Here is a 25603-nt window from a genome sequence, read left to right as displayed (position 1 = left end):
CAACAGCTGTTTAAGATTCAACGGGGCCACCTAGAAAGGGAACTTCGGGCTGAGGAAGAAACGATCGAACCAACCGGGCTGACTGGCATCGGCGAAGGCACCGGTGCCCGAATAGGTAATGCGCGCATCAGCCACGCGGGTGGACGAAACGGTGTTGTCGGTGGCGATATCGTCGGCACGAACCATGCCGGCGATGCGCACCAGTTCGTCACCGGTGTTGAGGGTCAGCCACTTCTCGCCCCGCACGACGATGATGCCGTTGGGCAAGACATCGGCGACGGTCACGGTGATCGAACCGGTCAGGCTGTTGCTCTGGCCGGACTTGCTGTCGCCCTTGGTGGCCCGGTCGGAGCCATAACCGGCGTTAAGGCTCAGGTCATTGCCGCCGATCGGGTTGTTGGTGGTCAGGCTGGAACCGAACAGGGAAGTCAGGCCGACGCTGGTCTTGCTGGTCTTGTCCAGTTGCGAGTTGGCGTTCTTGCTGGCCTGGGTCCGCTCGTTCAGGGTGATGGTGATGATGTCACCGACCCGGAATGCCTTGCGGTCGCTGTACAGGTTCTGCTCGAAGCCGGCCTGGTAGATCGAGCCATTGTTGGCCGCAGCCGGCAACGGTGTACGCGGCAACACCGGCGCGTAGTACGGGTCATTAGGCCGGGGCGTTGGCGCGACACAACCCGCAAGCGCGGTGATCCCACTCAATGCCAGTACAGATACAAAGCGTTTCATGACCCTACCTCTCGGTGTTGCAGGCGACCTACGGGCCGCCCTGTCTACGTAAGTACAGATGTTGGGACGATTACAGATTCTGCGTGACGAACGAGAGCATCTGGTCGGCGGTGGAGATCACCTTGGAGTTCATTTCGTAGGCGCGCTGGGTGGTGATCATGTTGACCATCTCCTCGACCGTGCTCACGTTGGAGGTTTCCAGGGTGTTCTGCAGCGTGGTGCCGAAACCGTTCAGGCCCGGGGTGCCGACTTGCGGCGCGCCACTGGCGGCGGTCTCCAGGAACAGGTTGTTGCCCACGGCCTGCAAGCCGGCCGGGTTGATGAAGTCGGCGGTCTGCAGGTTGCCGATCACCTGGGCGGCCGGGTTGCCTGCCACGGTGATGGACACGGTACCGTCGCGGCCCACGGTGAAGGTCTGGGCATCGTTCGGGATGATGATGGCCGGTTCCAGGGCGAAACCGCTGGCGTTGACGATCTGGCCATTGGAATCAAGGTGGAAGGTACCGTCACGGGTGTAGGACGTGGTGCCGTCCGGCTGCAGGATCTGGAAGAAACCGCGACCGTCGATGGCCATGTCCAGCGGCTGCTCGGTGGTTTGCAGGCTACCGGCATTGAAGTTCTTCTGGGTGCCGACGATGCGCACACCGGTACCCACTTGCAGGCCCGACGGCAGCTCGCTGTCCTGGGTCGACTGGGCACCTGGTTGACGCTTGACCTGGTACAGCAGGTCCTGGAACTCGGCACGATCACGCTTGAAACCCGTGGTCGAGACGTTCGCCAGGTTGTTGGAAATGGTGGTCAGGTTGGTGTCCTGGGCGGACAGACCTGTTTTGGCAACCCACAAAGCCGGAAGCATTCGATTCTCCTCGTACGCCTGATTATCGGCGCGACGCTGTCATTAATAGTTAGATCTGCAAGACCCGAGCCATAGCCTCATCGCCTTCTTTGGCGGTGTTCATCATCTTCACGTGAAGCTCGAACTGCTTGGCCAGGGCCAGGACCGAGGTCATCTCGTCCACGGCATTGACGTTGCTCGCTTCCTGGAACCCCGAGACCAACTGCACGTTGGCATCGATGGGTGCCGGCTGGCCGTCCTTGGTCCGGATCGAACCGTCCAGGCCCTTGGTCATGTTCTTGAGGTCCGGGTTGACCAGCTTGATGCGGTCCACCTCGGCCATTACCCGCGGGCCTTCGCCCATGGCGCGGATACTGATGGTGCCGTCCTGGCCGATTTCGATCTTCTGCTCCGGCGGCACGGCGATAGGACCGCCGTTGCCCATCACCGGCATGCCGTTGCCGGCCCGCAGCACGCCCAGGGCGTCGACATTGAGGCTGCCGGTGCGCACATAGCTTTCACCGCCGTCGGGATTCTGTACCGCCATCCAGCCCGGACCGCTGACCGCCACGTCGAGGTCGCGGCCGGTTTCCACCAACGCGCCCGGTGTGAAGTCCGTGGCAGGTCGCTCGGACATGGCAAACGCCCGCGCCGGAAAGCTGTCGCCGAACACCGGCATCGAGCGCGCCTGCTCCAGGTCTTTCTGAAAACCATTGGTGGAAATGTTCGCCAGGTTGTTGGCATGGGCCCGTTGCGCCAGTGCGTTCTGGCTGGCGCCGGTCATTGCCACATAAAGGTACTTGTCCACTGTCGTTCCTCTGCATGCCGGACGTTTGCCGTCCACTGCTGTGTTGCACAGCCTTAAGCAATTTGCAGACCAACTTTTTTCTGACGGGCCAAGGCCCGGTAAACAAAGGGCCTGGGGGATTTACAGGGGATAGGTTGAGGGTGTCGAAGTCGAAAAACCGGCGGTGTCATGCCGCTAGGTGGCAAGGCCTGGCACCTGGCCTGATGCCAGGCGCCTCATCGGCTGGAGGAGGTCAGGCCTTTGCCAAGGCATCGCCCAGCACACCCACCACCTGCTCCTGGTGCTCATGGGTCAAGCCGAGCCACATGGGCAAACGCAACAGGCGCTCGGAATAGCCGTCAGTCACCTCCATCGAACCCTGCACGCGTCCATAACGCAGGCCACCGGGCGACGAATGCAGCGGCACGTAATGGAACACCGCGTAGATGGCATGCCGCTTGAGCTCTTCGAGGACGGCCTGGCGCTCCACGTCAGGGGCGAGGATCACGTAGTACATGTGCGCGTTGTGTTGGCAGTTTTCAGGCACTATCGGACGCCGCAGCGCCCCTTGCCGCTCAAGCGTCGCCAGCGCCGCATGGTAATTGTCCCAGAGGGCCAGGCGGCGATTGGTGATGGCTTGCGCTTCTTCCAACTGGGCCCAGAGGAACGCGGCGGTCATTTCCCCCGGCAGGAACGAGGAACCCACCTCCTGCCACGTGTACTTGTCTACTTCACCCCGGAAGAACCGGCTGCGATCGGTGCCTTTTTCCCGGATGATCTCGGCCCGCAACGCCAACGCGGGATCATTGACCAGCAAGGCCCCGCCCTCCCCCGAAATCACATTCTTGGTTTCGTGAAAGCTGAAGGCCCCCAGGTCACCGATACTGCCCAGCGCCCGCCCCTTGTAGGTCGACATCACACCTTGCGCGGCGTCTTCCACCACGGCCAGCCCATGCTTGCGGGCAATGGCCAGGATCTCGTCCATCTCGCAGGCCACGCCTGCGTAGTGCACAGGTACGATGGCCTTGGTCCGTGGCGTGATCGCCGCCTCGATCAGGCGCTCGTCCAGGTTCAGGGTGTCGGGCCGCACATCGACGAAAACCGGCACCGCGCCGCGCAACACGAAGGCATTGGCGGTGGAGACGAACGTATACGACGGCAGGATGACTTCGTCGCCAGGCTGGATATCCAGCAGCAACGCCGTCATTTCCAGGGCCGCGGTGCATGAATGGGTCAGCAGGGCCTTGTTGCTGCCCGTTTGCGCCTCCAGCCAGCGATGACACCGCTTGGTGAAGGGGCCATCGCCGGCGAGCATGTTGCCGAACTTGGCCTGGGCGATGTAATCCAGTTCCTTGCCGGTCATGTAAGGGCGGTTGAAGAAGATCGTTTCTTTGCTCATTGCAAACTTCCCTGGATGGGCATGGTCATGGGTGGCGCGCAGGACAAAACCTCAAACCGCACTGATCCGCCCACCTATCTGGCTGCCTGTATCAAGATTTTCATAGAAGTACGGGGTGAATCCGGCCCGCTTCATCGCCTGCTGGGTTTCACCGATGTCGTATTCAACCCGGTGCAGCTCGAACGCCTCACCGTCCCAGGTGGCGAAACCGGCCCGAGCGTCACCATCACGGGGCTGGCCCACTGAACCAGGGTTGCAGTAGACCTTGCCTTCGCCGCTCCACAGGTACTGGACATGAGTATGGCCCGAGGCGAAGTAGCGGCCAGGCAAGGGCGAAAAATACGCTTGCGAAGGTCGCACGTACTCATCCAGCGGATCGTTCCAGCCACCGTGGACGATGCTCACCCCCTGTTGGTTCGAGCGCTGCGCAAGCGAGCCCAGCCAGGCCAGGTTCTGCGCCGTGACGACGCCTTGCTGGTAGTCCAGGCAGGCATTGGCGCTGTTGGAGCGAGGGCATCGCTCATGCTTGGCCAGGTACCAGTCGTGGTTGCCCATCACCGAGAAGACGTCCCGCTCGCGCAGGGCGTCGCAGCATTCGTTGACCTGGCTGTAGTAACCGGCGGTGTCGCCCAGGCAGATGATCTGCGTAACACCCAGTTCGTCGAGCTTGGCCAGCACTGTCCGAAGGGCGCTGTAATTGCCATGTACGTCAGAAATGATCCCGATCATAGACAATGAAGTCCTCTATATAACGAACAGCGAAACCACTGCGCAGCGTAGGCCGGGCCAGCTTCTTGCCGTGCAGGTAATAGTCCAGGCACATGGCCGCCTCGTTGTAGCCGAATGCGCGGCGTATCGAACTGGTCGAGGAAATCCGCGGATTGATCTCCAGCAGGCTCCAGGAACCGTCGCCGCCACGCCGGAACTGCAAGTTGGTCGGCCCCTCAGGCTTGAAGGCACGGCATAACCTGACCACCACCTGTTCCAGTGAATCGTCCTGATACACCCAAGCCTTGGCGGTGGAGCCATCCGAGGCCAGGCGGCGCTGGAAAGCGATGATCGGCCCGGGGTCGCCGCGACCGTCGCCAAACGCCGCCACGGTGAACTCGTCGGCCGCGCTGCCAATGATCGGTTGAGCCATGAGGTACTCACCCAGCAACGGCGCGTGAGGCGTGAAGTCGCGCTCCTCGCGAACCCAGACCAGCCCCTTGGAAGCGTAGCTCCTGCGCGGCTTGAGCAGGAACGGCAGGCCCAGCGCGGCCGTGAGCGAATGAAAGTCCCCGGACAGCAGGCTGGGAATACGGCAGGCATCCCCCAGCGCCACCAGCGCCTGGTCCATGGCCCATTTATCCCGGGAAAGGTCGATCAGGTGCGAATTGTTGAGCACCACTTGGCAGTCAAGCGTGGCCAACAACGCGCGGTTGTCCGACAGCCAATGGAGGTCCTGTTCGATCCCCGGAATCAGCAGGTCAACCTTGTGCCGGGCCAGGGTGTCGCCCAGCCATTGGCCATATCCCGGGTCAGCGGTCAGCGGGGCTTGCTCGAATGCATCGCTCCAGGCGCGCCCGACAGCGTCGTCGTAGATATCGGTGCCGATCAGCCGGACAGAGGCATCCGCCGCACGCAAGGACTTGAGCAGGCCATAGCCCATGATGGCCCCTACGCCAGTCACCATGACGGTCTTCATGCCAGGGTCTCCCGGTGCGCTCGCATCAACTCGAATCCCTGGCGAATGTCGATTCGCGGGGTGAAACCCGTTTGCTCGTGGAGCGCCTGCAAATCGTCGAAGGGCGGCAGGTCGGGGATGTCGTTTTTTTCCGCCAGGAAGCGGACGTCCAGCGGCTTGCCAAATGCTTCGAACGCGGCCTGGGCGATCTCGGAAAGACGCGGGGATTGCGGATGGCCGCAGTTGAACAGCCCTGTAACGCCCTGGGTCGCTACCCGTGCGCAGAGCTCGGCAAGGTCGTTCAGGTGCAGGTAGTTGCGCTTGGCGTCGTTGCGGCCATACAGCTCGACGGCCTGCCCCGCCTGCGCCTTGTCGGCCATGGCATACAACAGCGGTTGATGAGACCGGCACTGCTCATCGCTGCCGTAGACCTGGCTGATACGCAGGATGCTCAACGCCATGCCGCGCTCTTGGCAATACAGGCTCGCCACTTCCTCGGCATGGCGCTTGGACAGCGAGTAGATGCCAAAGTAGGGATCCGTCACCTGGTCGCAGGCCGAACGCGACGACAGCAAGATGAAATGGCGGGCCCCGCATTGTTCCGCCAGGCGACAGGCCGCCAGCGTACCCACGCTGTTGACCAGCTCGGCGCGAACCAGCTCATCCGGCTGGCGCCCGCCGAAATCGGCAGCGGCCAACACGACAACGTCAAAGCGCTCATCGCAGGCGACGGGCGCTTGGGCACTCAAGTCGAAGGCGACGTCGGCATCCCGGCGCCCCGCCAACCTGACCTGGCCATGGCGCGACAAGCCGCGGGCAACCGCCTGGCCGATGACCGAGGTACTTCCGATGACCAGGCTTCTCATGACGCAGCGACTGTCGCTTCGAGCATGAGCGCGCAACTGAGCTCCGGGTAATCGATCCCCACGGTGCACATGGCCTGGACGATGTCCGCCCCCAGGTTCAATTCCTTCAGTTGACCGGTGGTGAAAGGCTTGAGGAACACGCCTTCCTTGCGCACCACCTCAAGCCCTGCGGCTTGCAGCTCGGCCGTCAGGGACTGTAGCGAATAGCTGCGCACATGACCCAGTTCCAGATCGCCGCGACCCAGCGCCATCATGTCGCCAAGCAACCCGGCAGCATGGCCGAAGCGCCGATGCAGGGACTCGCCATTGGGCACCAGCACGAAGCAACGCCCCCCCGGCGCCAGGAAACGCTTGAACCGTTGCAGCACGACCTGCGGATCATCGACGTGCTCAAGCACGAAGCCCATCACGATAAGATCGAAACGCTGGTCGGTGTCGAAGGTCTCGAAATAACTTTCGACAACCTCGGCCGGGCTGTCCGGGTACTGGGCCTTGAACTGGGCGATCACCGAGGCGGAGCCATCGATGACCGTGTGTTTGCTGAAGAACTTCGAGAAGCGATGGGTACTGAAACCATGGCCCACGCCGAGCTCCAGCAGGCTTTGCGCCTGGGTGCACAGCGCCATGATGCGTTGGGGATACCAATTGAGAATGATGTTGTTGTCATACGCATAGCCAAAGCTGTCGCTGTAGGCGGCGATGAAGGTATCAAGGTCGTTGCTCATGTCACTGCACTCCGCTGGGCGGCCAAATAGTCATCGGTACGGTTCAATCAGCCAGCCAGGCCTGTCGCCAGGCGTCCAGGCGCTCACCTTCGAGCAGCCACTGGGCACGCACGGCCGACTGCAAGGCGTCTCCCAGGGTCGCCGAGGCCTCACGATCCTCCAGGTGCAGGCGAATCGTGCGGATCCAGTCTTGCGCCTCGTTGCTCACGCGCGACAGCGGCAATACCTCACCACCGACAAACCCCGGCACCCGGCTGCAAATGACCGGATGCCCGCAAGCGGCATGCTGCAGGACGCGCAGGTCGGCCGAGCAGGCATTGCCCAGGGTTTCGGCCATCGGTACCAAGGCAAGATCAAGGTTCAATGCGGCCAGGGCGCCCGCCAACTGCTGCTGCCCGACACCCGGGTGCAGTTCTGCCACGAAAGGCCGCATGGCCGCCGGACAGTCGCCCAGCACCACCCAGTCCACTTCACCGGCCAACGCTGGCAGCACATCGGCCAACAGCTCGGCGTTCTTGCCACCCAGCCAGCCCAGGCGCGGCCTGACGCCTACGGCACGCTTGCTCTGCAGGCGCCCCCAGGCGGCCGGCAGCAGGGTTTCCACCACGCGAATATCATCGTGCTGGCCCTGCAACAGTTCGGCCAGCGCCGGCGAAGAGACCAATACCCGATCGGCCTGTAGCAGCCCGAACCGCAGGCGCTCCAACAGCTCATCGGCAGAGTAATCGCCTTTCAATTCCATGTGCGGCAAGTAACCGTCCAGGTCATAGACCGTGAACGCTTTGGAAAACGCCCTCAGGCGGCTCAGGGCCAACAGCCCCGCGTCATCCAGAGGCCGCTGCAACACTACGGTGGCCGGCGCCAGGCGCTCGATCTCCACCGCCGACAACGCCGTTGAAACCGCCGTACCCTCGACCTCCCCGGCTTCCAGCATGGCCCGCAACGGCTGGATCAGCCGCGAGTGCCCCGTCGCCTGCGGGTCAGTGATGCAAACCAGCAGCCTCGGCACGCTGCCTTGCAGCGGATACCAGCTCAGGTCGTTGTTTTCCAGGGTAAAGCCCTCGCCGGCACGCAGCGAGAAATTGGCGTTGTAGCCAGGGTCGCGGGCCAACTGCGGCATCCAGCGGGCGAACAATGCGTCCTCCTGCTCGCGGCTCGCACGAGGCGCCGGCAGCGGGTCGACCAACAGGCGTGCGAAAGGCGTCCAGACGTTCAGGTACCCCGCCTGGTACAACTTCAGGCACAGGTCGATAGAGGCCCAGGGCGCCAACAACGGATCGGTGTCGAAGCCGCCCGCTTCGAGGAACAACGCCCGACGCAGCATCAGGCACTCACCGTCCACCGCGCAGCAGCTCTGCTCAAGCCCCAGCCGTCCCATGTAGCCCGCCACCTGGGATGACACGCCCTCGAAAGCCCGACCGACCGTTCCTCCCAACCCCAGCACCAGGCCCGCCTGGCGAATGCGCCCCTGGTTGTCCTGGGACTTGCCGCCCACGGCGCCGACTTCCGGGCGCTGGGCCTGGTTGAGCAACGCGTGCAACCAGCCGGGCTCCAGCACGGCGGCATGGGCATCGAGCCACAACAGGTACTCGCCACGCGCTTCCTGCGCTGCCGCATTGCACATGGCCGCACGGGATTGTCCCGGCATGAAACGCAACACCTGGAATCGGCCTTCGCCCATTTCCTCGACCAGCGCCAGCCACTCCAGCAAGGCAGGGTCGTCGCCGCCCGGCTCGACCAGCAAGACTTCGAAGTCCACGGCGCTGGTCTGGATCAGCAGGCTTTCCAGGCAACGCTGGAAATTGACCAGTTGCCCTTCGAGGTAGATCACAATGCTGACCGAGGCCTGGCGCTCATGGCCGTAGTCGATGCGGTAGCCGCCGGGCTGCATGTCCAGGGCGATCGCCTGCCCTTGAACGTAGCCACGCGCCTGCAGATGCGCGTCGATGACCGCACGCTCATCGGCGCAGTCCGACGGCCTCGGCTCGTTGGCGATCAGCAGGGGCTCGCTGACATGCCCCACGCTCTGCCCACCTTGCTCGCTGATCAGGCGCAACTGATAGGCCAGCTCGAAGGCTCCGCCGCAGGCCTCGTCGAAACCGCACAGCTGCACCAGCGCTTCGCGACGGTACATCCAGTGACGGGAAAAACTGGCCGGATTGGCCAACAGCAAGTCCAGGTTCAGGTCGGGGCGCAGCGCGACATTGACCACGCCAGCCAAGCGCAGCGCCTCATCGGCGTACACCGCCAGGCAATTGTCGGGGGCGTCGAGCAGGTTCAGCGCCGTCACCTGCAAGCCTGCGGCCACGAACTCCTCCCCCGCCTCGACCATCATCACCCAGTCGCTCTGGATACCGGCGAGCAAGCCATTGATCGCAGTCACCGGCTGCCTCGGATCACAGGCCAGCCACTGGACGTTGGCGCGCGCCGGATCGACGCTGCCCATCACGCACACATGGATGCGCTGGTACAACTGTCGATCCAGGCTGTCGAGGGTGTGCGCCAATGCAAGCGGGTTGCCGTCATCGCGGACCAGGACCGTGAAGCTGGGGGCCGTTGGGATCGCCAAGCGCTCGTTGACCAGGCGCAACTGCTGGGCCGTCGGGTAGCGCTGGCGCAACCAGTCGAGCGCCCCCAGGCGGTTGCCGACGGCTTCCCGGGCGGCGGTCGCCTGGGTCCGGGCAATGAACACATCCAGTTGCTGCCAGAAAGACGCGGTGCGCTCAACGTAACGCGGCAAAGCGTCGCCGAGGCTGGCCCGGGCATGCGCCAACGGGTCCGGCTGGTCGAGCATGGCAAAGCCCACACTGCCGAAGAAACTGGTGTCGAGCAGCGGTTGGTCGACGCCGTGCCCGGGAATGAAAATCACCGGGCAGCCGCACAGCACCGCCATCACGCAGGTCATCGACCACTCGTAGGAATACATCACCTCGGCCTTGCGCAACACCTTGGCCAACTCAGGCAGGGACAGCGGATTGGCCATGCTCAGCAGACGAATGTCGGCGGGCAGTTGCGCGTAGTCGATCTTTTCCAGCGGGTGGCGGTTCTGGTAGAGATAGCTACCCTCGCGCACAGCATCGGTGCCCACGCTGGAGAACATTTCGATGTCGATGGTCGGCAGGCACAGCAGGTCGCCGTCAGGGTCGCCCCGGTGCTCGGCGAGCCGGGCTGCGTAATAGAAAAACAAGTCGGTGGGCGCCGCGTCCATGCTGTTTCCGGTAAGGAAGCCCTCGAAATTCAGCAGAAAACGCGCCACGACCGAACAGTTCAGCGGATTGCCGGGGAACACCTCGGGGTACACCGCGATCGGCACCTTGCCGGCGGCCTTGTGGCGCTGTTTGATCGCGGACGTGATCACCGGGGTCTTGAGGTCTGGATTGACCACGTCGCTGCCACAGATGTAAGCCTCACGGCCACTGAGATTGAGCATGTGGCAGAGGTAATGCAGCGAGACCACGCCCGACGACGATTCACGGTAGGCAGGCGCGGCGAAATAATAGGGATGCTCGGGTTTGGCATACATCAGCCGCAAACGCGCCAACGCCTGTTCAAGCGAATGAGCGTCCAACTGCGCGGGGTTCGACATCGGGTGCATCTCCACAATCAAATCAAACAGGGTGTGACTGCAAGGCCCGCTCAGGCAGCCCCTCGCGTCATGAAAGCCGATGCATCCGCGCCGGTATTGAACAACAGGTCGATGACACTGACCGCGTGCTGGAAGTCGCCGTACACCTGCGGGTACTCGGGGTAGCCGGCGTAGCTCATGTACGACACCGTGATGCCCTGGGCGGCGAACGCGGCTTCGTCGAGGTAATGGCTGGCTGCCGGCCCGGAAAGGTAATGCTCGGCGCCGAGGGCCTGGCACAGGTGGATCAGACGCTCGTTCTTGCCCTCGACCCCACCCAGGTCCTCGGAACGGTAAAGCGGTGTGTGGATGCCCAACAGGGGGCACAGGCCGGCGATGAACAGATGGTTGATCCGGGTCAGGTGGGTCAGGTCGGCCGCCTGCTCGTAGAGCGCCCGAATCGGCGCTTGCATCTGCGCAAAATACGGCGCGCGTCGGTAGCTCTGCTCGATGGTTTTCCAGTGCGCGGCGGCCCAGCCCGGAGTGCTGATCTCGACTTCATTGATCAACTGGCCGAGGCGGCCCTTTTTCTTGACCGGGATACTCAGCCAATACTCGCCCTGGGCGGTCTTGATCTTGTTACGGTTGCGCCAGTCACTGCGGGTGTACTGGACGTCGTCGTACAGGATGAACGCATCGACGCTGCGGATCAGATCGAAGTAGCCCTTCCAGGGAATGTAGTTCGACTGCACCACTGCAATTTTCTTATGCATTCTGAATCTCACGTACGCAGCGGGAACCAGGGGCTGAGCCCTGTCAAAAAGTCGCCACAGAATGTGAATAAGCGGCGCACCGACCTCGGTCGAGCAAATCCCATACCAACTATTTCAGGCGCCGCTACGGTCAGGACTCAGCCTTGCCCACCTCGTACGCCCGCAACTTGTTGGCAATGGTGGTGTGGGACACCCCCAACCGCTTGCCCAATTGCCGGCTGCTGGGGTGCTCGGAGTAGAGGCGCTCCAGCACCGCCTTCTCGAAGCGCCCGACGATCTCGTCGAGCCCGCCCTCAAGGGAGAAATCGCCAAGGGGCTGGCGCACACCGTAGTCCGGCAGGCGAATGTGCTCGGCCCGCACTTTCCCGCCATCGCACAGGGACACCGCCTGGAACAACACGTTTTCCAGTTGCCGGACATTGCCCGGCCAATGGTAGTGGCTCAGGCGCTCCATCGCCGCTGGGGCCAGCTTTGGCAACGGGCAGCCGATCTGGCGGCTGGCCTGGTCGAGAAAGTGCTCCACCAACGGCGTCAGCCCATCCAGGCATTCGCGCAGTGGCGGAATGTGCAACGACAGAACGTTCAAGCGGTGGTAGAGGTCCTGGCGGAATTCGCCGCGGGCACAGAGTTCGGACAGGTCCACCTGGGTGGCGCAGATCACGCGCACATCCAGGTACACCTCCTCATCGCTGCCCACCCGACGAAAGCAACCGTCCTGCAAAAAGCGCAGCAGCTTCACTTGCAGGCGCGGGCTCATCTCCCCGACCCCGTCGAGAAACAGCGTGCCCCCCGCCGTCAGTTCCAGCAGGCCGAGCTTGCCTTCGGCGCGGGCACCTTCGAAGGCGCCAGGGCCGTAGCCGAACAGTTCGGTCTCGGCCATGGACTCCGGCAGGCCGGCACAGTTGAGCGCCATCAGCGGCGATTGCCCGCGCGGGCTCGCCAGGTGGCAGGCCCGCGCCAGCAATTCCTTGCCGGTGCCGGTCTCGCCTTCGATCAACAGCGGCGCATCCAGCGGCGCCATGCGCCGGGCTTCACGGACCACTGCCGCCATCACCTTGGAGCTCTGGAAGATGCTGTCGAAGCCACGCAACTCCTGCTTGCGCACGTTGTAGATGCGCTCGCCGACCCGGTCGGCGCGGTGCAACGTCAGGACCGCGCCGGCCATGGCCTCGCTGTCGTCGTGCTCCGATTGCAAAGGCGCGATATCGGCCAGGAACACATCGCCCTTGACCTTGACCCGCAGGCCGTTGATCCGCGACTGGTTGGCGCGCACCAGCTCCGGCAGGTCGAAATCCTCGGCATAACGCGACAGCGGGATCCCCGGCACCTCATCCACCCGCACGCCGAGCAACTGCGCCGCCGCCCGGTTCGCGGCAACGATGGAACCGCCCATGTCGATGGACAGCACCGGAAACTCCAGGGCGCCCAGCAAGGCGTTGAGCTCCATGTGCCGACGCTCGCTGGGCATCAGCCCTACACGCTTGACGCCAAACACCCCGGCGATGCCCTCGAACTTCGGACGCAACGCCTGGAATTGAATGTTGATCAGGTTGGGACAGTGCAGGTAGATCGCATTGCCATGTTCGCCACCAACCTCCCCGCGGGCGACGTTGATGCCGTACTCCACCAACAGGTTGAGGATGTCCCGCAGGATGCCGATGCGGTTCTGGCAATGGACTTTGATGCGCATAAGGAGGCCCGGGAGCTCGTTGTGAGTAGGATTTTTCTGAGACTGAGTGCAAATAACCGTCAAGATTATGTGACAGCTGCAGGGCATTTCCCAGCTGAAAATCCAATCGGCATGGACGCACCGGCCCATCTGTAACGAAAAATTTACGAAACAGCGCCATTCCATCCACCCACGTCGCCATGGCCCTGCTGCACATTCGTCTGCTTCGCGTTATCTCTACTGCATCGCTGGACATAACAACAAAACACGCCTTTCCCCCTGAGGGAAATCAGCAGGAGAACAGCATGAAGCAGACGCAGTACGTGGCCCGCGAGCCCGATGCGCAAGGTTTTATCGACTACCCCGCCGAAGAACATGCGGTGTGGAACACGCTGATCACCCGCCAGTTGAAAGTCATCGAGGGCCGCGCGTGCCAGGAATACCTCGACGGCATCGAAAAGCTCGGCCTGCCCCACGATCGCATCCCGCAACTGGGTGAAATCAATAAAGTGCTGGGCGAAACCACAGGCTGGCAAGTCGCCCGGGTGCCGGCGCTGATCCCCTTCCAGACCTTTTTTGAATTGCTGGCCAGCAAGCAGTTTCCGGTGGCGACCTTTATTCGTACCCGTGAAGAACTGGACTACCTGCAAGAGCCGGACATTTTCCACGAGATCTTCGGCCACTGTCCCCTGCTGACCAACCCCTGGTTCGCCGAATTCACCCACACCTACGGCAAGCTCGGTCTGCAGGCCTCCAAGGAAGAACGCGTCTACCTGGCGCGCCTGTACTGGATGACCATCGAGTTCGGCCTGGTGGACACGCCTCAGGGCCGACGCATCTACGGCGGTGGCATCCTGTCGTCCCCCAGGGAGACGGTGTACTGCCTGTCCGACGAGCCCGAGCACCAGGCGTTCGATCCGCTGGAAGCCATGCGCACGCCGTATCGCATCGACATCCTGCAACCGGTGTACTTCGTCCTTCCCGAACTCAAGCGCCTGTTCGACCTGGCCCATGAAGACATCATGAGCCTGGTCAAGCGCGGCCGGGAACTGGGCCTGCACACGCCGAAATTTCCGCCAAAAGCGGCCTGAATGGCTTTTTTTGAGCCCAATTGAGTCTGTTGCGCCGCACGGCTTTGCTTTAGCGTGGGCGCATCGACGTTCTACTCTTTCGATCCAGGAACACACCATGAACACTCTGAACCAAGCCCATTGCGAAGCCTGCCGCGCCGATGCCCCGCAAGTCAGCGACGAAGAACTGCCGGTACTGATCAAGCAGATCCCGGACTGGAACATCGAAGTGCGCGACAGCGTGATGCAGCTGGAAAAGGTCTTCCTGTTCAAGAATTTCAAGCACGCCCTGGCCTTCACCAACGCCGTCGGCGAGATCTCCGAAGCCGAGGGCCATCACCCGGGCTTGCTGACCGAATGGGGCAAAGTCACCGTGACCTGGTGGAGCCACTCCATCAAGGGCCTGCACCGCAATGACTTCATCATGGCCGCGCGCACCGATGAAGTGGCCAAGACCGCCGAGGGTCGCAAGTAATGCATTTCGACGCCATCGGCCGGGTGCCCGGCGACCCGATCCTCGGCCTGATGGAGGCCTACGGCGCGGACACCAACCCGAGCAAGTTCGACCTGGGCGTGGGGGTCTACAAGGATGCCCAGGGCCTGACGCCGATCCTCGAATCGGTGAAGCAGGCCGAACAGCGCCTGGTGGATCGCCAGACCACCAAGACCTACATTGGCGGTCACGGCGACGCGGCGTTCGGCCAGTTGATCAGTGAACTGGTGCTGGGGGCGGACTCGGTGCAAATCGCCGAAAAACGCGCCGGCGCCACCCAGACCCCAGGGGGCACCGGGGCCCTGCGCCTGAGTGCCGACTTCATCGCCCAGTGCCTGCCCGGACGGGGAGTCTGGCTGAGCAACCCGACTTGGCCAATCCACGAAACCATCTTCGCCGCCGCTGGCGTCAAGGCCAGTCACTACCCCTACGTGGGCGCCGACAATCGCCTGGATGTCGAGTCGATGCTGGCGACCTTGAACCAGGCGCCCAAAGGCGATGTGGTGCTGCTGCACGCGTGCTGCCACAACCCCACCGGTTTCGACCTGACCCATGATCAATGGCGCCAGGTACTGGACGTGGTGCGCCAGCGTGAACTGTTGCCGTTGATCGACTTCGCCTACCAGGGCTTTGGCGACGGGCTGGAACAGGATGCGTGGGCGGTGCGGCTGTTTGCCCAGGCGCTGCCGGAAGTGCTGATCACCAGTTCCTGCTCGAAGAACTTCGGCCTGTACTGCGATCGCACCGGGGCGCTGATCGTCTGCGCCGGGGAGAGCGGGAAGTTGCTGGATATCCGCAGCCAACTGGCCAACATCGCCCGCAACCTGTGGTCGACGCCGCCGGATCATGGCGCCGCCGTGGTCGCGACGATCCTTGGCGATGCACAACTCAAAGGCCTGTGGGCCGACGAAGTCCAGGCCATGCGCCTGCGCATCGCCCAGCTACGCAGCGGCCTGCTGGACGCCCTCGAACCCCACGGCCTGCGGGAGCGCTTCGCCCACATTGGCGTGCAACGCGGAATGTTTTCCTACACCGGCCTGACGCCGGAGCAGGTCCGGCATCTGCGCGAGCGGCACAGCGTGTACATGGTCGGCACGGGCCGGGCCAACGTGGCGGGCATCGACGCGACACGCCTGGACCAGTTGGCCGAGGCGATTGCCGACGTTTGTAAATAGCACCAACCTGTGGCGAGGGAGCTTGCTCCCGCTCGGGGGCGCAGCACCCGCAAAAGAAGGTCTGCTGCGCAGCCCAACGGGAGCAAGCTCCCTCGCCACAGGTCGAGTTGGCCTGAAGCTGTGCGGGAGCCTTTCGGCGCTAGGCGCCTGTCCACTCACGAACAAATGCGGCGGTGTCTTCCTTCGGGGCAACGCGCGCCTCTTTCTGCGGGGTGCCCAGGTAAAGGAAGCCGATCACCTCTTCGCCGTCCTCAAGGCCAAACCCCTTGGCCACGTGCGGGGAATACGCCAGCTCGCCCGTACGCCAGACGCCACCGACGCCCTGGGCATAAGCCGCCAGCAGGATGGCATGGGCCGCACAGCCAGCCGCCAGCATCTGCTCGGCCTTCGGGACCTTGAAATGATCCTGCAGGCGGGCGATCACCACCACGACCAACGGCGCGCGCAACGGGCCATTGAGGGCTTTTTCCACAACGGCTTCGGCCACCAGCGGGTCGTTGAAGCGCGCCGCTTCGGCCAGCAGTTCGCCCATGCGCTGGCGCGCCGCCCCCTCCACCGTCAGAAAACGCCAAGGCCGCAACTGGCCGTGGTCCGGTGCCCGCATCGCAGCGGCGAACATGACCTCGCGCTGTTCCGGCGTAGGGGCCGGGTCCACCAGGCGCGGGACGGAAACACGGTTGAGCAAAGCGTCGAGAGCCTGCATCGGCCACCTCCCTGAAAAAATGTCCGGCTATTCTAGTGGCTGTACGGCGAGTTCGTTAGCGCAAATTAGAACGGCGATGCACACGCCCGTCGCGCCGGGTGCGGTTTACATGCCGCTTGCCGTCGGTAGAATGGCGCCCTTCCCCCTTTCAGCCCGAGCGGACTTCATGGCGTTGCCGACCCTGCGGATCATAGGTTTCATCATCGGCATCTTCCTGATCACCCTGGCGATCTTCATGGTCGTGCCCATGGCCACGTTGCTGGTGTTCGACCGCACCGGTGACCTGCCGTCATTCCTCTGGTCGAGCATGATCACCTTCGTCGCCGGCCTGGCCCTGGTCCTTCCCGGGCGCCCGGAGCACATTCACCTGCGCCCCCGCGACATGTACCTGCTGACCGTCAGCAGTTGGCTGGTGGTGTGCATCTTCGCTGCGCTACCGTTCCTGCTGACCCAGCACATCAGCTACACCGATTCATTCTTCGAGAGCATGTCGGGGATCACCGCCACCGGCGCCACGGTCCTGAGCGGCCTGGACACCATGTCCCCGGGCATCCTGATGTGGCGCTCGCTGCTGCACTGGCTCGGCGGGATCGGCTTCATCGGCATGGCGGTGGCGATCCTGCCGTTGCTGCGCATCGGTGGCATGCGGCTGTTCCAGACCGAGTCATCGGACCGCTCGGAAAAGGTCATGCCCCGCTCGCACATGGTGGCGCGGCTGATCGTGGCGTCCTACGTGGGCATTACCATTCTCGGCACACTGGCCCTGTGGTGGGCCGGGATGAGCCTGTTCGACGCGATCAACCATTCGATGTCGGCGATTTCCACCGGCGGTTTCTCCACCTCGGACCTGTCCCTGGCCAAATGGACGCAACCGGCCGTGCACTGGGTGGCCATCGTCATCATGATCCTCGGCAGCCTGCCGTTCGCCCTGTACGTCTCGACCCTGCGCGGCAATCGCCGGGCGTTGATCAAGGACCAGCAGGTCCAGGGCCTGATCGGCGTGCTGCTGGTCACCTGGCTGGTGCTCGGCACCTGGTACTGGGCCACCACCGACCTGCATTGGCTGGACGCCCTGCGGCACGTGGCACTGAACGTGACGTCGATCGTCACCACCACCGGCTTCGCCCTGGGGGACTACAGCCTGTGGGGCAATTTCTCACTGATGCTGTTCTTCTACCTGGGCTTCGTCGGCGGCTGCTCGGGCTCGACGGCCGGCGGGATCAAGATCTTCCGCTTCCAGGTCGCCTACATCCTGCTGCGAGCCAACCTCAATCAACTGATCCACCCTCGGGCGGTGATCAAGCAGAAGTACAACGGCCACCGCCTCGACGAGGAAATCGTCCGTTCGATCCTGACCTTCTCGTTCTTCTTCGCCATCACCATCTGTGTGATCGCCCTGCTGCTGTCGCTGCTGGGAGTGGAATGGATGACCGCCCTGACCGGCGCGGCCAGCACCGTGTCCGGCGTCGGCCCGGGGCTGGGGGAAACCATCGGCCCGGCCGGCAACTTCGCACCGCTGCCCGATGCCGCCAAGTGGATCCTGTCCGGCGGCATGCTGCTGGGACGGCTGGAGATCATCACGGTGTTCGTGCTGTGTATCCCGGCGTTCTGGCGTCACTGACCGGTTTCGTCGCGCTCGCCAGCCGTGCCCGGTACTCGCCGGGCGTGGTGTCGAACCAACGGCGAAAGGCCCGGAAAAAATTGCTCGGGTCGGCAAAGCCCAGCAAGTAGGCGATTTCCAGCAAGGTCATGGCCGGTTGCGCCAGGTACTGTTCGGCCAACTCGCGACGGGTGTCGTCGAGCAGGCTCTGGAAACTGGTGCCCTCCTCCTGCAGGCGGCGTTGCAAGGTGCGCTGGGACAGGTGCAGCGTCTGCGCCACCACGTCGCGCTTGGGCTCGCCCTGGGGCAACAGTCGGCACAGCACCTGCCGCGCCTTGTGGGTCACGCGGCTTTCCGAAAACCGCGCCAGGTACTCGCCGGCAAACCGGTCGTGCAACCTCGCCATGGCCTCGTTGGCCGTGGGCAGCGGCGCTTCCAGGTCGCTGCGCTCCAGGATCAGCGCGTCGTAGGGCGCACCGAACACCAGCGGCGCGGGAAACGCCTGGCGATAAGGCGTCAGATCCGCCGGCTCCTCCCCCTGCAACAGCACCTTCACCGGGCGCAGGGTGCGCCCGGTCAACCAGTTGCACAGGGCCAACGCGCAGGCCAGGGATGCTTCGGCGCTCTGGCGGGTGGGGGGCAGATGATCGCCGTGCACGGTCAGGATCAGCCCGTAGCCCTCTTCGAACTGACGAAAACTCAACTCGGCGCTTTCGGCGATGATCCGCTGGTAACGCACCAGCCGCTGGAAACCTTCCACCAGCGTGCGACTGGACATCAGGGCGTAGCCCGCCACGTGGAAGGAAGCCGGGCGCACCACCTTGCCCATGTTCAGGCCAATGGCCGGGTTGCCCGAGAGTTGCACGGCCTGCTGCCAGAGCCGCGTCATCGAGTCCTGGGGAAAGCGCGCGTCCGGATCGTCCAGGGCTTCGAAATCCAACCCCAGTTGCTTGAACAGCGCCCGACAATCGAGGCCGTCCATTTCCAGCGCCTTGACAATCCCCATCGCCCAGCTTGAAGAAGTCGTTCGTTCGCTCATGGCGGATCACTTGCACGAGGAGCCGCGTGCTGCGGCCGGATTTGCGAAGGATACTAGACTGGCCCTCATTGTCACTGGCCGATGCAGGTGAGCGCTCTAGACTTGAAAGGACAATAACTCTCAAAGAGCCTGCCGTCTTGGGAAAGGTCAGATCATTCAACAGCTTCGCCGAGTTCTACCCCTACTACCTCGGCGAGCACAGCAACAGCACCTGCCGACGACTGCACTTCATCGGCACCTCCCTGGTCATCCTGCTGGTTGCCGTGGCGTGGGTCGTCGGCAGCGCCTGGTGGCTGCTCGCCCTGCCTGTCGCCGGTTACGGCTTTGCCTGGGTCGGGCACTTCTTCTTCGAAAAAAACCGTCCGGCCACCTTCCAGCACCCGCTCTACAGCCTGCTCGGTGACTTCGTCATGTACCGGGACATGATGCTGGGCAAGGTGGCGTTCTAACCAGGTACCAGCCAGGGGATTGTCGATGAGCACCCACGCACGCTTTACCCACATGCAGGACGGCACCCGGGAAGACTGGGCGATCATCGCGGCCGACTTCAGCGCCTACGCGCGGCAGTTGCCGGGAAGGATCCTGGCCCACTTGAAACTGCTGGATGGTGATTTCGGTGGCTTCCCGGTGGATCGCCTGACCCACTCCTTGCAGACCGCCACCCGCGCCTACCGCGACGGGCGAGACGAGGAATACGTGGTCTGCGCCCTGCTCCACGACATCGGCGACACGCTGGGCTCGTACAACCACCCGGACATTGCCGCGGCGATCCTCAAGCCCTTCGTCAGCGCCGAAAACCTGTGGATGGTGGAGAAGCACGGGCTCTTCCAGGGCTACTACTTCTTCCATCACCTGGGCATGGATCGGCACCTGCGCGAGCAGTTTCGCGAACACCCGCAGTACCAGGCCACCCTCGAATTCTGCGCCCGCTACGACGCGGCGGCGTTCGACGCCGACTACGACACGCTGCCGTTGAGCTTCTTCGAACCCATGCTGGAAAGGGTATTCGCCGCGCCGAAGCAGTCGATCTACAAGGCGGCGATGGCTGACGCACCCGCCTGACACGACAGCAGACGACTCAGGCCGGCTCAGCCACTTTGAGGGCCTTCAACTGCGCCTCCCGCGCCTGGGCATCCGCCAGCCGATACAGCTCGATCGAGCCGTCCCAATGCTCGATCAGCGCCGTGCATGACTCGACCCAGTCGCCGCAATTGAGGTACTCCACGCCACCCACCTGGCGAATCTCGGCATGGTGGATGTGCCCGCACACCACGCCATGCAGCTCGCGCTTGACGCATTCGTGGGCGATGGCCTCTTCGAAGTCGCTGATGAAACTCACGGCGGTCTTGACCTTGTGCTTGAGGTAGGCCGACAGCGACCAGTACCCATAGCCATAACGGGCCCGCCAGTGGTTCAGCCAGCGGTTGAGCGTAAGGGTGAGCTCGTAGGCCGAGTCGCCGAGGAACGCCAGCCAACGGTGGTAACGGGTGATGACGTCGAACTGGTCGCCATGGATCACCAGCAGGTGCCGACCGTCGGCGGTGACATGCACGGCTTCGTCCACCAGTTGGATATTGCCCAGGATCAGTTTCGAGTAGCGGCGCAGGAACTCATCATGGTTACCGGTGACGTAGATCACTTCGGTGCCGCGCTTGCTCATGGTCAGCAAGCGGCGAATGACGTTGGTGTGGGCCTGGGGCCAGTACATGCCTCCGCGCAGCTTCCAGCCATCGATGATGTCGCCGACCAGGTAGATCCTGTCGGCGTGATAGCCCTTGAGAAACTGCGACAGGTGCTCGGCCTGGCAATCCCGGGTGCCCAGGTGCACATCGGAGATCCACAGGGTGCGAACACGCTGTTTGCGGCTGGGTCTGGCGAGCTCGGCGCTGGTCATGGGCAACCCTCTGATCGTTTGTGCCACTGTGCACCCGGGCGGTTAATGGCCCATGACAGGCACAAGTCGGTTACATGACAACGCGAGGTACGGCGCGTCGGGTGTAGACTGGCGGCCTGCCCCCGGGAGACCGCGATGAGACCGATCCTCACGCTACGCCACTACAGCCAGGACGTGATCGTCCACAGCCATGACCACGCCCAGTTGGTGTTCGGCTTGTCGGGCGCGCTGGATTTCGAGGTCGAGGGCTGCGGCAGCCAGGTGGTGCAGCAGAGTTTCGTGGTGGTGCCGGCCGGTGCCCACCATGCTTGTGACAGCCCCCGCGGCAGCCGCTGCCTGGTGCTGGATGTGCCGAGCGATGAGTGGGTCGGGCAATCCCTGGGCGACCATGCCGACGCCAGCCGGCGGTTGCTGGACCGCTGCGCACGCCTGCCGCTGGACGCGGGGCAAAACCAGTTGGTCAGTTGGCTGGCGGGCAGCCCGGTGGACGACCCGGTGATCGCCCAGCAAGGTGCGGTGCTGCTCCTGGCCAGCCTCAATGGCATTGGCCCACAGCCGTCCGGTGGCCGGCGCCTGCCCTTTGCCGCCCTCGACGCCCACATCGACCAGTACGCCGCCTATGCGCTGCAAGTGGCCGATCTGGCCAAGGTCGCCGGACTCTCCAGCGCGCGCTTGCACGCCCGCTTCATCGCCGAGTGCGGCCAGACCCCGATGGACTACATCCGCAGCCGCCGCTTGCACAAGGCCGTGGCGTTGCTGCGCGACAGCGACCTGCCCATCGGCGAGATCGCCCATCGCGTCGGCTACAGCTCCCAGAGCGCCTTCGCCGCCGCCATCCTGCGCGAATTCGGCGCCTCGCCGGGCAAGCTGCGACGCCAACGCTAGCCTGGCGCTAAAAATCGCCAGGATCGCGACAGACACCGGGGCGTGCTTGACGCTTAAATACCCTTGTGGGAGCGAGCTGGCTCGCGATGGCGGCCTGCCAGTCAAGGTTGCATTGATTGATCCGTCGCTATCGCAAGCCAGCTCGCTCCCACAGGGAATTGTGTTGGCTGATAGCGATCAGTGAGTCCATGCCCTTATCCACCCGTTCCAATCCACCAGCCCAAGGACCGCAATGACTCCCCGTACCGCCCTCGGCGCCCTGCACATCGGCGCCCTCATGTTTGGCCTGACCGGCGTGTTCGGCAAGCTCGCCGCCGCTTCGCCGGCGGTCATCGTGTTCGGTCGCGCCGTCTTCGCCGTACTGGCCCTGGCGGTGTTCGCCCGGTTCGCCAGCCCTACCCGTTGGCAAAAACTGCGGGCAACCGATGGCCGTCGCCTGCTGTTGGGCGGGTTGTTGTTGACCGGGCATTGGGTGAGCTTCTTCATCGCGGTCAAGGTCGCCGGCGTGGCGATTGCGACGTTGGGGTTCGCCAGCTTCCCGGCCTTTACGGTGTTGCTCGAAGGGCTGATCTTCCGCGAGCGGATTCGCGCCAATGAAATCCTGCTGGTGGTGCTGGTGAGCATCGGCCTGGTGCTGGTCACGCCAGACTTCGACCTGGCCAGCGGCGCCACTACCGGCCTGCTGTGGGCCGTGGCCTCGGGGCTGCTGTTCTCGCTGTTGTCGTTGACCAACCGCGCCGGCTCGGCACATGTGCCGCCGGTGCAGGCCGCCCTGTGCCAGAACGTGGTGGTCGGCCTGTGCCTGCTGCCCATGGCCGCGCCGCAACTGCAGAGCGTGCGCCCACTCGACTGGCTATGGATCGCGCTGCTGGGCGTGTTCTGCACCGGCCTGGCCCACAGCCTGTTCGTCGCCAGCCTTGCGGTGATCAAGGCCCGCACGGCGGCCGTGGTCTTTGCCATGGAGCCGGTCTACGGCATCACCATCGCCTGGTTACTGTTCAATGAAAACCCGACGCTGCGCATGTTGATCGGCGGCGCGCTGATCATCGTTGCAATCGTCGTGTCGAGCCAGGTGGCCGGTTCGAAGAAACCGAGTGTCGGCACCGAGGCCGCGTCTCACTGACCCCGGTCGTTATGGCCCAGGTCGCGCGCCGGATCGATCTGGTCGCGAACCCGTTGCTTGAGCACCTTGGCCTCGGGAAAACCACCGTCGGCCTTGCGTTCCCAGATCGAGGTGCCGTCGCAGCTGATGTGGAAGACCCCACCGGTGCCCGGCACCAGCGACACCTTGCCCAGGTCGTCGGCAAAGGTGCTGAGCAACTCCTGGGCCAGCCAGGCGGCGCGCAGCAGCCATTGGCACTGGGTGCAATAGGTGATGACGATTTCCGGTTTGTGCGCGGTCATTGCGGGTGAACTCCTGGGGTCGAGGGCGTCGTTATAATACCCGCCTTTACCGTTCGCCCGAGATTGACGATGCGCCGCTTGCTGCCCTGCCTGCTCCTGTTGTTGCTGCCCCTGTTCGGCCATGCCGACGCACCCGCCGCACAAACCGTGCGACCGAAAATCGGCCTGGTGCTGTCCGGCGGCGCGGCCCGGGGGCTGGCCCATATCGGCGTTCTCAAGGCCCTGGAAGAACAAGGCATCAAGATCGACGCCATCGCCGGCACCAGCATGGGCGCGGTGATCGGCGGGCTGTACGCCTCGGGCTACAAGATCGACGAACTGGAGAAGCTGGCCCTGGGCATCGACTGGCAACAGGCGCTGTCCGATGCCCCGCCCCGCAAGGATGTGCCCTTCAGGCGCAAGCAGGATGACCGGGACTTCCTGGTGAAACAGAAACTGAGCTTTCGCGACGATGGCAGCCTCGGCCTGCCGCTGGGCGTGATCCAGGGGCAGAACCTGGACCTGCTGCTGGAAAGCTTGTTGGCCCACGCCAGCGACACCCGCGACTTCAACAAACTGCCGATCCCGTTCCGCGCAGTGGCGACCGATATCGCCAGCGGCGAAAAGGTGGTGTTCAGCAAAGGCCACTTGCCCAAGGTCATTCGCGCCAGCATGTCGATCCCGGCGGTGTTCGCCCCGGTCGAACTGGACGGCCGATTGCTGGTGGACGGCGGCATGGCCGACAACATTCCATTGGACGTGGCCCGGGAAATGGGCGTGGACGTGGCCATCGTGGTCGACATCGGCACGCCCCTGCGCAACCGCAAGCAACTGGTCACGGTGGTCGACGTGTTGAACCAGTCGACCACCCTGATGACCCGGCGCAACTCCGAAGAGCAACTGGCCACGCTGAAACAAGACGACGTGTTGATCCAGCCGGCCCTGGCGAGCTTCGGCTCCACCGATTTCGGACGCGCCCGGGAAATGATCGATGCCGGCTACCGCGCCACGCAAATCCTCCAGGCCCGCCTGGTGCACCTGCGCCCCGCCGAACCGCCCGACCCGCAACTCATGGCGGCGCGCACGCCAAGTGAACGCACGCCGGTCATCACCGCGATCCGGGTTGAAAACGACTCGAAAGTCGGCGACGACGTGATTCGCTACTACGTCCGCCAGCAGATCGGCGAGCCGCTGGACCTGGGGCGCTTGCAGACCGACATGGGCACGCTGTACGGCCTGGATTACTTCGAGCAGGTGCAATACCGCGTGGTGCGCAAGGGCCAGGACCATACGCTGGTGATCAGCGCCCGGGGCAAACGAACCGGCACCGATTACCTGCGGCTGGGGCTGAGCCTGTCGGACGACATGCGCGGCGACAGCGCGTTCAACCTCGGCGCCAGCTACCGGGTCAACGGGATCAATCGCCTGGGCGCCGAATGGCTGACCCGCGCGCAGATCGGCGACAGGCAGGAGCTGTACAGCGAGTTCTACCAACCGCTGGACGTCGGCTCGCGCTATTTCATCGCACCCTATGGGCAATTCGAGTCGCGCAACGTCGAGGCTATCCTGGACAACGATCCGATCGCCCAGTATCGCGTCGAGCGCTACGGCTTCGGCCTGAACCTGGGCCGACAGATCGGCAACAGCGGCGAGGTCCGCCTCGGTGTCGGCCAGGCCTGGGGCAAGGCGGACGTGCGCATCGGCGACCACGACCAGCCCAGCGAAAATTTCAATGAGGGCTTCTACGAACTGAAATACTCGTTCGATTCCTTCGACAATGTGTATTTCCCCCATGAAGGCGAGGACATTGGCCTGGCCTGGCGCCAGTACGAACCGGGATTGGGGTCCGACCAGCGCTACCGCCAATGGGAGTTCAAGCTGGACAAGGCCCTGAGCAGCGGCCCGAACACTTTCATCCTGGGCGGGCGCTACGGGCGGACACTCGACACCGCCGAAATCGTGACTTCAAGCTTCGTCCTGGGGGGAGCACGGCAACTGTCGGGCTTTCGCGAAGACAGTATCTCGGGGCAGAACATGAGCCTGATGCGCGCCGTGTATTATCGCCGCCTCACGCCGCGGGCGTACCTGCCGCTGGACTTCCCGCTGTACATCGGCGGCTCGCTGGAGCGCGGCCGGGCCTGGAACAACGACAATGCGTTCGACAGCGGCTACATCAATGCCGCCAGCCTTTTCCTGGGCTTCGACACACCGCTGGGGCCACTGAATTTCAGCTATGGCCTCAATGACGATGACGAGCAAGCGGTGTACCTGAACCTGGGCCAGACGTTCTGAGGGAGCTGGGGTATTGGCGCCTGCTCGCGAAGAGCCCGGCAAGCCGATACCCCGTCAA

The 25603-nt window shown here is 63.7% G+C and carries 24 protein-coding genes; 9 read left to right on the top strand and 15 right to left on the bottom strand.

Annotation, left to right across the window (positions count from 1 at the left end; translation table 11 throughout):
• Positions 1-30: 30 nt before the first annotated feature.
• The 11 genes from flgH to AD664_RS10560 form a co-directional block, all read right to left on the bottom strand.
• The gene (gene flgH, locus AD664_RS10610; RefSeq protein ID WP_003184077.1) at positions 31-726 is read right to left on the bottom strand and encodes a flagellar basal body L-ring protein FlgH; all 696 of its coding nucleotides are present in this window, start codon (positions 724-726) and stop codon (positions 31-33) included.
• A gap of 70 nt (positions 727-796) precedes the next feature.
• Positions 797-1582 carry a flagellar basal-body rod protein FlgG gene (gene flgG, locus AD664_RS10605; RefSeq protein WP_053146447.1) on the bottom strand — a complete coding sequence of 262 codons (786 nt, stop codon included), beginning with the start codon at positions 1580-1582 and terminating at the stop codon, positions 797-799.
• A 49-nt stretch (positions 1583-1631) separates the two neighbouring features.
• Positions 1632-2369, bottom strand: coding sequence for a flagellar basal body rod protein FlgF (locus AD664_RS10600; RefSeq protein WP_003199043.1), 738 nt, complete (start codon positions 2367-2369; stop codon positions 1632-1634).
• Positions 2370-2601: 232 nt separating this feature from the next.
• Positions 2602-3747, bottom strand: coding sequence for a dTDP-4-amino-4,6-dideoxygalactose transaminase (gene rffA / locus AD664_RS10595; protein WP_053146445.1), 1146 nt, complete (start codon positions 3745-3747; stop codon positions 2602-2604).
• Between the two features lie 51 nt (positions 3748-3798).
• Entirely contained in the window at positions 3799-4476 is a 678-nt protein-coding gene (locus AD664_RS10590) for a metallophosphoesterase (protein ID WP_053146442.1), read from the bottom strand.
• Positions 4457-5434, bottom strand: a complete 978-nt coding sequence (locus tag AD664_RS10585; RefSeq protein WP_053146439.1) for an ATP-grasp domain-containing protein — start codon at positions 5432-5434, stop codon at positions 4457-4459. The genes AD664_RS10590 and AD664_RS10585 overlap by 20 nt, the downstream gene beginning before the upstream one ends.
• The gene (locus AD664_RS10580) at positions 5431-6279 is read right to left on the bottom strand and encodes an NAD(P)-dependent oxidoreductase (protein ID WP_053146436.1); all 849 of its coding nucleotides are present in this window, start codon (positions 6277-6279) and stop codon (positions 5431-5433) included. The genes AD664_RS10585 and AD664_RS10580 overlap by 4 nt, the downstream gene beginning before the upstream one ends.
• Entirely contained in the window at positions 6276-7004 is a 729-nt protein-coding gene (locus AD664_RS10575) for a bifunctional 2-polyprenyl-6-hydroxyphenol methylase/3-demethylubiquinol 3-O-methyltransferase UbiG (RefSeq protein WP_053146433.1), read from the bottom strand. Before AD664_RS10575 ends, AD664_RS10580 begins: the two co-directional genes overlap by 4 nt.
• 43 nt (positions 7005-7047) lie before the next feature.
• A complete protein-coding gene (locus AD664_RS10570) occupies positions 7048-10590 on the bottom strand; it encodes a glycosyltransferase (protein WP_053146429.1) in 3543 nt (1180 codons plus the stop codon).
• Positions 10591-10640: 50 nt separating this feature from the next.
• Positions 10641-11342, bottom strand: a complete 702-nt coding sequence (locus tag AD664_RS10565; protein ID WP_042731951.1) for a WbqC family protein — start codon at positions 11340-11342, stop codon at positions 10641-10643.
• Between the two features lie 130 nt (positions 11343-11472).
• Entirely contained in the window at positions 11473-13032 is a 1560-nt protein-coding gene (locus AD664_RS10560; protein ID WP_042731952.1) for a sigma-54-dependent phenylalanine hydroxylase transcriptional regulator PhhR, read from the bottom strand.
• A 284-nt stretch (positions 13033-13316) separates the two neighbouring features.
• Here AD664_RS10560 and phhA point away from each other — a divergent pair, with 284 nt between their 5' ends.
• The 3 genes from phhA to AD664_RS10545 all read left to right on the top strand — a co-directional run bounded on the left by phhA (position 13317) and on the right by AD664_RS10545 (position 15749).
• Entirely contained in the window at positions 13317-14102 is a 786-nt protein-coding gene (phhA, locus tag AD664_RS10555) for a phenylalanine 4-monooxygenase (RefSeq protein ID WP_042731953.1), read from the top strand.
• Between the two features lie 97 nt (positions 14103-14199).
• Complete coding sequence (locus tag AD664_RS10550; protein WP_047737665.1) at positions 14200-14556, top strand: 4a-hydroxytetrahydrobiopterin dehydratase; 357 nt, start codon at positions 14200-14202, stop codon at positions 14554-14556.
• Positions 14556-15749 (top strand): amino acid aminotransferase, encoded by a 1194-nt coding sequence (locus AD664_RS10545; RefSeq protein WP_053146426.1) that lies wholly within the window; start codon positions 14556-14558, stop codon positions 15747-15749. The genes AD664_RS10550 and AD664_RS10545 overlap by 1 nt, the downstream gene beginning before the upstream one ends.
• A gap of 139 nt (positions 15750-15888) precedes the next feature.
• On the opposite strand, the gene AD664_RS10540 is transcribed toward AD664_RS10545, so the two are convergent.
• Positions 15889-16452, bottom strand: coding sequence for an NAD(P)H nitroreductase (locus AD664_RS10540; protein ID WP_053146423.1), 564 nt, complete (start codon positions 16450-16452; stop codon positions 15889-15891).
• Between the two features lie 166 nt (positions 16453-16618).
• Between AD664_RS10540 and AD664_RS10535 the strand changes: the two genes are divergently transcribed.
• Positions 16619-18073, top strand: a complete 1455-nt coding sequence (locus tag AD664_RS10535) for a TrkH family potassium uptake protein (RefSeq protein ID WP_042730108.1) — start codon at positions 16619-16621, stop codon at positions 18071-18073.
• Here the strand turns inward: AD664_RS10535 and AD664_RS10530 are convergent.
• The gene (locus AD664_RS10530) at positions 18030-19091 is read right to left on the bottom strand and encodes an AraC family transcriptional regulator (RefSeq protein ID WP_083454174.1); all 1062 of its coding nucleotides are present in this window, start codon (positions 19089-19091) and stop codon (positions 18030-18032) included. The genes AD664_RS10535 and AD664_RS10530 overlap by 44 nt on opposite strands.
• A 137-nt stretch (positions 19092-19228) precedes the next feature.
• On the opposite strand from AD664_RS10530, the gene AD664_RS10525 reads away from it, so the two are divergent.
• Entirely contained in the window at positions 19229-19540 is a 312-nt protein-coding gene (locus AD664_RS10525) for a DUF962 domain-containing protein (RefSeq protein WP_042730110.1), read from the top strand.
• 25 nt (positions 19541-19565) lie between these two features.
• Positions 19566-20153 carry an HD domain-containing protein gene (locus AD664_RS10520; RefSeq protein ID WP_053146417.1) on the top strand — a complete coding sequence of 196 codons (588 nt, stop codon included), beginning with the start codon at positions 19566-19568 and terminating at the stop codon, positions 20151-20153.
• Between the two features lie 16 nt (positions 20154-20169).
• Here AD664_RS10520 and AD664_RS10515 read toward each other — a convergent pair whose 3' ends face one another.
• Positions 20170-20985 (bottom strand): UDP-2,3-diacylglucosamine diphosphatase, encoded by an 816-nt coding sequence (locus AD664_RS10515; RefSeq protein WP_053146414.1) that lies wholly within the window; start codon positions 20983-20985, stop codon positions 20170-20172.
• Between the two features lie 135 nt (positions 20986-21120).
• Between AD664_RS10515 and AD664_RS10510 the strand changes: the two genes are divergently transcribed.
• On the top strand, positions 21121-21870 hold the full coding sequence (locus AD664_RS10510; protein WP_053146411.1) for an AraC family transcriptional regulator: 750 nt from the start codon (positions 21121-21123) through the stop codon (positions 21868-21870).
• A gap of 232 nt (positions 21871-22102) precedes the next feature.
• On the top strand, positions 22103-22993 hold the full coding sequence (locus AD664_RS10505; RefSeq protein WP_053146408.1) for a DMT family transporter: 891 nt from the start codon (positions 22103-22105) through the stop codon (positions 22991-22993).
• Here the strand turns inward: AD664_RS10505 and AD664_RS10500 are convergent.
• Positions 22987-23274 (bottom strand): SelT/SelW/SelH family protein, encoded by a 288-nt coding sequence (locus tag AD664_RS10500; RefSeq protein WP_053146404.1) that lies wholly within the window; start codon positions 23272-23274, stop codon positions 22987-22989. The genes AD664_RS10505 and AD664_RS10500 overlap by 7 nt on opposite strands.
• Before the next feature lie 69 nt (positions 23275-23343).
• Between AD664_RS10500 and AD664_RS10495 the strand changes: the two genes are divergently transcribed.
• The gene (locus AD664_RS10495; RefSeq protein WP_053146401.1) at positions 23344-25545 is read left to right on the top strand and encodes a patatin-like phospholipase family protein; all 2202 of its coding nucleotides are present in this window, start codon (positions 23344-23346) and stop codon (positions 25543-25545) included.
• Positions 25546-25603 lie beyond the last annotated feature (58 nt).

Origin of the sequence: Pseudomonas sp. P97.38 (assembly GCF_001269745.1) — a bacterium.
Classification (GTDB): domain Bacteria; phylum Pseudomonadota; class Gammaproteobacteria; order Pseudomonadales; family Pseudomonadaceae; genus Aquipseudomonas; species Aquipseudomonas chlororaphis_E.
This window is presented reverse-complemented; position numbering and strand designations above follow the sequence as displayed.

Coding starts and splice junctions, on each gene's coding strand:
- flgH (WP_003184077.1), bottom strand. CDS start 726: ATGAAACGCTTTGTATCTGTACTGGCATTGAGTGGGATCACCGCGCTT.
- AD664_RS10560 (WP_042731952.1), bottom strand. CDS start 13,032: ATGCGCATCAAAGTCCATTGCCAGAACCGCATCGGCATCCTGCGGGAC.
- AD664_RS10510 (WP_053146411.1), top strand. CDS start 21,121: ATGAGACCGATCCTCACGCTACGCCACTACAGCCAGGACGTGATCGTC.
- AD664_RS10585 (WP_053146439.1), bottom strand. CDS start 5,434: ATGAAGACCGTCATGGTGACTGGCGTAGGGGCCATCATGGGCTATGGC.
- AD664_RS10545 (WP_053146426.1), top strand. CDS start 14,556: ATGCATTTCGACGCCATCGGCCGGGTGCCCGGCGACCCGATCCTCGGC.
- AD664_RS10590 (WP_053146442.1), bottom strand. CDS start 4,476: ATGATCGGGATCATTTCTGACGTACATGGCAATTACAGCGCCCTTCGG.
- AD664_RS10540 (WP_053146423.1), bottom strand. CDS start 16,452: ATGCAGGCTCTCGACGCTTTGCTCAACCGTGTTTCCGTCCCGCGCCTG.
- AD664_RS10570 (WP_053146429.1), bottom strand. CDS start 10,590: ATGTCGAACCCCGCGCAGTTGGACGCTCATTCGCTTGAACAGGCGTTG.
- AD664_RS10520 (WP_053146417.1), top strand. CDS start 19,566: ATGAGCACCCACGCACGCTTTACCCACATGCAGGACGGCACCCGGGAA.
- phhA (WP_042731953.1), top strand. CDS start 13,317: ATGAAGCAGACGCAGTACGTGGCCCGCGAGCCCGATGCGCAAGGTTTT.
- AD664_RS10495 (WP_053146401.1), top strand. CDS start 23,344: ATGCGCCGCTTGCTGCCCTGCCTGCTCCTGTTGTTGCTGCCCCTGTTC.
- AD664_RS10500 (WP_053146404.1), bottom strand. CDS start 23,274: ATGACCGCGCACAAACCGGAAATCGTCATCACCTATTGCACCCAGTGC.
- AD664_RS10535 (WP_042730108.1), top strand. CDS start 16,619: ATGGCGTTGCCGACCCTGCGGATCATAGGTTTCATCATCGGCATCTTC.
- AD664_RS10505 (WP_053146408.1), top strand. CDS start 22,103: ATGACTCCCCGTACCGCCCTCGGCGCCCTGCACATCGGCGCCCTCATG.
- AD664_RS10580 (WP_053146436.1), bottom strand. CDS start 6,279: ATGAGAAGCCTGGTCATCGGAAGTACCTCGGTCATCGGCCAGGCGGTT.
- AD664_RS10515 (WP_053146414.1), bottom strand. CDS start 20,985: ATGACCAGCGCCGAGCTCGCCAGACCCAGCCGCAAACAGCGTGTTCGC.
- AD664_RS10565 (WP_042731951.1), bottom strand. CDS start 11,342: ATGCATAAGAAAATTGCAGTGGTGCAGTCGAACTACATTCCCTGGAAG.
- AD664_RS10550 (WP_047737665.1), top strand. CDS start 14,200: ATGAACACTCTGAACCAAGCCCATTGCGAAGCCTGCCGCGCCGATGCC.
- AD664_RS10530 (WP_083454174.1), bottom strand. CDS start 19,091: ATGAGCGAACGAACGACTTCTTCAAGCTGGGCGATGGGGATTGTCAAG.
- flgG (WP_053146447.1), bottom strand. CDS start 1,582: ATGCTTCCGGCTTTGTGGGTTGCCAAAACAGGTCTGTCCGCCCAGGAC.
- rffA (WP_053146445.1), bottom strand. CDS start 3,747: ATGAGCAAAGAAACGATCTTCTTCAACCGCCCTTACATGACCGGCAAG.
- AD664_RS10575 (WP_053146433.1), bottom strand. CDS start 7,004: ATGAGCAACGACCTTGATACCTTCATCGCCGCCTACAGCGACAGCTTT.